Genomic DNA, 5,444 nt, shown 5'->3' on the forward strand with positions numbered 1-5,444 from the left:
CAATAGCGTCGGCGGCGCCGGCGGCACCGGCGGCAACGGCGGCAACGGCGGCGACAGCAACTTCTTTGGCACCGGCAGCGCGTTATTCGCCGGCGGTCACGGCGGCCAGGGCGGCAGCGGCGGCAACGGCGTGACGGGCGGCAACGGCGGCACCGGCGGCAACGGCGGCAACGCCGACGTCGCCCCCTTCATCAGCGCCGCCTCCGTGGCCGCTCAGGGCGGCGGCGGTGGAGGCGGCGGTGCCGGCGGCGTCAGCACCGCGGGCGGGAGCGCCGGCAGGGGCGGCGACGGCGGCAACGGCGGCGCCGCGATCGCCCAATCGGCCAACCAAGTCGCTACCAGCGGCGGTGGTTTTGGCGGCGGCGGCGTTCAAGCCAGCTCAGCTGGTCCCGGCGGCGGCGGGGGTGGCGGCGGCGCCGCCGGGGTCGGCAGCGCACTTGCCGTCGGCGATGACGGCTCCGACGGCGCCTACGCCGGCAGTTTTAGCACCGTAGGAAAGGGTGGTCACGGCGGCTATATCAGCAGCAGTTCCGGTGAGTTCAGCGCCGGCGGCGGCGGTGGCGGCGGCGCCGGTGTCGCCGGCAGCCCCGGCGCCGGTGGTGGCCAAGGCGGTAGCGCCGACGCCTACGTCGGTGGCCAGGGCGGCCCGGGCGGCACCGGCCAAACCATCGGCGGCGCCGGCGTCGACGGTAAAACCGGCGAGGGCGCCGGCGGCGGCAATGCCACCGACACTCCCGGCGCCGGCGGTGCAGCCAGCGTCGGCGGCGGCGGGGGCGGCGGGTCCGCCGCCGCCTTCGGCAACTCCCCGGATGTAGCCAATGGCGGCAAGGGCGGCGACGGCGGCGGCCCGTAGGACCCACCGAATCGCTTTATCCACAGTTGGCAGCGCGTCCACAGGCGCCGCCTTCTCCTCCCGTCGGCGTCGCCGCGCGCTTGTGTTCGAGTTGCTCGATGCGGAGGCGCCAGGGCCGACCCACGCCTCGAACCTCAAATGCCTGTGCCGAAAACATCATCTTTGAAGACCTTTTGGCCCGAGTGGCGCGACGAACAACGGCCCGACGGCACCATCGTGTGGACTTCGCCGGCCGGGCGCACGCACGTCACCCATCCGGGCAGTCGGCTGCTGTTTCCCGCTCTGTGCTTACCCACCGGCGAATTGCACGGTCTCCCAACGGATTATCGCTCACTTTCCGGCGACCGGGGCCCGATGATGCCCACCAGGCGACGAACCCGGCAACGAGACCGCGCCCACCGCATCGACGCCGAACGCGCCCTCAACGCCGACCACGTCGCCGAACGCAATCGACCACCGCCGTTCTACGGGTGCCGGATTTTCCGCCGCGGCGGCCTTCCCGGTGAGACCATTCACGAATGGTGCAGAGCGATCCCGAGCTAGCCGGCAGCGCCCCCCAGCCCGCGCGGGTCGGGGTGTGGACGCGGATCGTCGCGCTTATCGGCATCCTTTGCGTGGCCGGTGGGGTGCTGTTTCTTCGCCCCGCGTTGGTGCCCGATACCTACGGGTATGCGCGCGGGACGCCGACGACGGCGACGATCGGCCACTGCCCCCCGGCAGGCGGAACGTGCGACGGCAGTTGGAGCGTCGGCGGAGCGTCACAAACCGGCCGCATCCTCGGTGTTTACGACGCGCATGATCGGGCGACCGGATCGCGGACGACCGTTCGTGCCCATGACGGGACCGCGTATACCGCGAGCTATGCGCGCCTGATCTATGTCGCGCTGGCCGGCGGATTCATCGCCTTCGCGACGGGCGTGGTCCTGCTGTGGTCCGCGCGGCGCAAATACACGACCGGCAATTGGCCGCTGGTCGGCCGACGACCCGGAAGGCCGGCTTAGGCGTCGGCGAATTCCCCTGTGCGCCATGGCTATAGGGGGCTGCCCCGGGATGATTTGCCCCAGCACCATGAGCCGCGAGTACGCCGCTCACCCAAAAACCCTGCGGCAGGCATGATTTTGTCGAAAAATGCGTCCGCTCATCCCGGTTAAACAGATTCTGTCCGGAAAGTGCAAATCAGCCCCGAATCGTGGACCGACTCAGTAGCCTCTGCGAAAAACCGGGTCGGGGAGGCTTAGCGTTTTGCAGACCGAGAGGGCGTCGGGGTGGCCGATAGTGGCCCGCGACGACGAGCGGCGTCAAGCCTTGACGGCGCTCGCCGATGACGCGCAGTTTCGTGGCGTGGCGTTGGTCGGCGAGAGTGGCGTCGGCAAATCGACGCTGGCCCACTGGCTCGCCGAGACACTCGAGTCGGACGGGGCGACGGTGCGGTACGTGCTCGGCACCCAAACCGGCTCGACGGTGCCCTTGGGTGCGTTCTATCGGTCGGTGACGGTGGCGGCGCCGCGGGAACCGGCCGCCATGCTCGCGGCCGCGCAGCGAACGCTCGAACAGCAAGCGAACCTCGTCGTCGTCGTCGACGACGCGCAGCTCCTTGACCCCTTGTCAGCGACGCTGGTACACCAGCTCGCGGCCAGTGGCTGCGCGCGATTGATCGTGACAATCCGGTCGGGTGAACCGGTGCCCGACGCGATCACCGCCCTGCTGAAAGAGCGGTTACTGCTCAGCCTGCACATCGAAGCGTTCACGCCGGAGCAGACCGAGCAGCTGGCCCGCGCCGTGCTCGGCGACGTCGTCGACACCGGGCTGGTCAACGCGTTGCACGGGCGGGCCGGCGGCAGCCCGCTGCTACTGCGCAGCTTGCTGGGGGCGGGACGCGAAAGCGGAGTGCTGGTGCATACGGACGCGGGCTGGCAATTACACGGTGCGCTGCGCGCGGACCGCGAACTCTACGACCTGCTCGAGTTTCGCCTGCAGTCCTATCCGCCGGAGGAATTGGAGGCCGTGGAGATCGTGGCTGCCGCGGAGGTGCTCGACTGGGAGATTCTGCGCGAGCTCTGCGACGCCGACGTGGTCGTACGCCTAGAGCGGCGTGGAGTGATCCAGGTGGTCGCCGACGGCTACCACACGGTGGCGCGGTTGGGTCATCCCGTCTTCGGTGAGGTGGCGATGCATCGAGCCGGGATGGTGCGCAGGCGACAGCTCACTACCCTGATGGCGCAACAACTTCAGCAACAGCTACGGACGCAGCGGTCCGGGTCGGCCGACGTGCGCACCCGGATGCGGCTGGCGCAGTTGATGACGCGCAGCGACATGACGCCCGACCTCGATTTGATCGTCGACGCCGCGGCCGGCGCGATGACCATGTCCGACGTCACGCTCGGAGAGGAGTTGGCCCGCTTCGCTTTCGATCGCGGTGGCGGCCTGCCCGCCGCGATCGTGCTGGCGGAGGCGATGGGCTGGCAAGGACGCGGCGACGAGGTCGAGGCGGTGCTCAACGACGTGAACCCCGATGGCGCCGATGAGCGGTTGGTCGTGCAGTGGGGGTGTCAGCGTGCCGCGAATCTGTTCTTCAGCTGCAGGCAGGTGGATGCGGCGCGGCTGGCGCTCGCCGACGTCAAGGCGCGCAACGCTTCTGACGCATTGCTGCCGCTCATCACCGCCATGGAGGCGGCGTTTGCCTGCTTTTCGGGCGACGTCCGAACGGCGCTCGACCTCGGGTTCGACGTCTGTCGATCCGACGCGCCCCCGGTCATGAAGACGTGGGCTGCTACGTGGACGTGTTGGGCGTTGGCCCTCACCGGGCGGTCGGGCGATGTCCGGCGCGTGGCGGACGAGGGCCGGGCGGCCGCGTTCGATCAATCGGGACCGTGCAGATTTGCCATGGGTTTGGCAGAGGTGGTGGCACTGACGGCGTCCGGCGATAACCCTGCGGCCGAACGGGTTCGGGAGCGCTACGCCGCCATGACCAGGGTGTGGCCCGCCGCCGAAGCCTTTCTGGACGCGATGCTCGGATCGGTGCTGCTTGCGCGGGGTGCGCTGACGGCGGCCTGTGCCGCCCTTGAGGATTCGATATCGGCGATGTCGCGGGGTTTTCCGCCGGGCTGGTTGATGCTGGTATCAGCCTGGTCCGCGCAGGCCGAGGGCGCGAGGGGGGACAGCGCGTCCGCCGGGGCCGCGCTGCGCAGGGCTGAGGACGCTTACGGACCACAGGTCGCGGTGTTCTTGCCCGAACTCGAGCTGGCCCGGGCCTGGGAGCGTGCCGCCGCGGGTCATACGGCGGCCGCGCAAACCCACGCGCTGCGCGCGGCGGAAATCGCCCGACAATGCGGGATGGACGCCGTCGAGCTGCGGGCCCTGCACACCGCCGTCCGCCTCGGGGTCCAGTCCCATGCCCCACGGGTCGCCGAGCTGGCCAAGCTGCTCGAGACTCCCTTGGCCGAGGCGATCGCCGAGCACGCCCGCGGACTGGCCGACTGCGACGGCGACACCCTCGACGGCGCGGCCGATCGGTTCGCCGACATGGGCGCGCTGGGGCTGGCGGCCGACACGGCCGCCCAGGCGGCGCGTGCACATGCCGAGAACCGCCAGCGCGGCAAGCAAATACGGTCCTCGACCCGCGCGCACGCGTTGGCCGCGCAGGGCGGACTACGAACACCGGCGGTCGATGCCGCGGCTTCGCCGTTGCCCATCACGGCCCGCGAACGCGAGATCGCGAACTTGGTCACCGCCGGTTTGTCGAACCGTCAGATCGCCGACCGGCTGGTGGTGTCGGTGCGAACCGTGGAGGGTCACGTGTACCGCATTTTTAGCAAGCTGGGCATCGACGATCGTGCGCAGCTCGTCCACCTCATGCGCGCCGCCGGCGACGAAAAGTGAATGGCGCGAACGTCATTGCCTCAGTTCGACTCGGCCGCTTGTGCCGCGACCCGCTTTCGTTGTCGGTGTATCGCGGCGCGGCCGTATTGCTCGAGCTCGAGAATGTGTTGATCACAGCCGCACAGCTGGTCTCTCGTTTGGAAGGTCGCTTCTGTTGCGCGGCCGGCTTCGATGCACAGGGCGCAGAGCGGGACGATCGAACCGCGATCAATACGCGTGCTGGTGGTTCGGCCGGTGGGCAGATCGCGAGGCAGCACGCGACGACGACCCCTTCGCCTGCGCCGAATGGTGAGGTTGTGCATGTGGCCCCCTCGACTCTCGATCCCGCGCCAGGCCGCGCTGGTAACCATCCTTCCCCGAGCACTGCGCGGACGTGGGTAGTTCACTACTCGACCACTACTCGACTTGTTCCCGCCGACAATGGATTCGATCCGAACAAGGCCGCCGGTTCAGCCCGCCTTCTTGCGAATTGCGACATTCAGGTAGGGCATGAACAGGCCGAACGGCAGCTCAGGGCATTGTCGGCGGAGTAAATTGGCGTACCGACGATTCGCGGATTGGCGATAGTACAGCCAGCGCAAGGGATTCTGCTTCATCTGGAACGTCTGCCGATCGACCATGAAGTCGAGATCGGCGACCGGCCCCAGGGCCAACTCGATGTCGTGATAGCTCACGCCCCGACCGCGACGGGTGAGTTCCAGCCGCGCATCCT

Annotated in this window: 4 protein-coding genes and 2 pseudogenes; 4 read left to right on the top strand and 2 right to left on the bottom strand. The window is 69.1% G+C overall.

Annotated features, from left to right (window positions below):
- The 4 genes and pseudogenes from A5673_RS30400 to A5673_RS06640 form a co-directional block, all read left to right on the top strand.
- A pseudogene (locus A5673_RS30400) lies at positions 1-853 on the top strand (PE family protein); the annotation flags it as partial.
- 112 nt (positions 854-965) lie between these two features.
- Positions 966-1,396 (top strand): annotated as a pseudogene (locus tag A5673_RS28175) (hypothetical protein); the annotation flags it as partial.
- Entirely contained in the window at positions 1,372-1,854 is a 483-nt protein-coding gene (locus A5673_RS06635) for a hypothetical protein (RefSeq protein ID WP_068228826.1), read from the top strand. The pseudogene A5673_RS28175 and the gene A5673_RS06635, both read left to right, overlap by 25 nt.
- Positions 1,855-2,128: 274 nt before the next feature.
- The gene (locus tag A5673_RS06640; RefSeq protein ID WP_068228828.1) at positions 2,129-4,732 is read left to right on the top strand and encodes a LuxR C-terminal-related transcriptional regulator; all 2,604 of its coding nucleotides are present in this window, start codon (positions 2,129-2,131) and stop codon (positions 4,730-4,732) included.
- A gap of 20 nt (positions 4,733-4,752) precedes the next feature.
- Here A5673_RS06640 and A5673_RS28910 read toward each other — a convergent pair whose 3' ends face one another.
- Positions 4,753-5,034, bottom strand: coding sequence for a hypothetical protein (locus A5673_RS28910; RefSeq protein WP_156747943.1), 282 nt, complete (start codon positions 5,032-5,034; stop codon positions 4,753-4,755).
- Between the two features lie 147 nt (positions 5,035-5,181).
- The coding region (locus tag A5673_RS06645; protein ID WP_231970909.1) for a hypothetical protein at positions 5,182-5,444 on the bottom strand (263 nt) is incomplete at its 5' end.

It is taken from the genome of Mycobacterium sp. E3198, from assembly GCF_001667015.1.
Taxonomy (GTDB): domain Bacteria; phylum Actinomycetota; class Actinomycetes; order Mycobacteriales; family Mycobacteriaceae; genus Mycobacterium.

Coding starts and splice junctions, on each gene's coding strand:
- A5673_RS06635 (WP_068228826.1), top strand. CDS start 1,372: ATGGTGCAGAGCGATCCCGAGCTAGCCGGCAGCGCCCCCCAGCCCGCG.
- A5673_RS28910 (WP_156747943.1), bottom strand. CDS start 5,034: ATGCACAACCTCACCATTCGGCGCAGGCGAAGGGGTCGTCGTCGCGTG.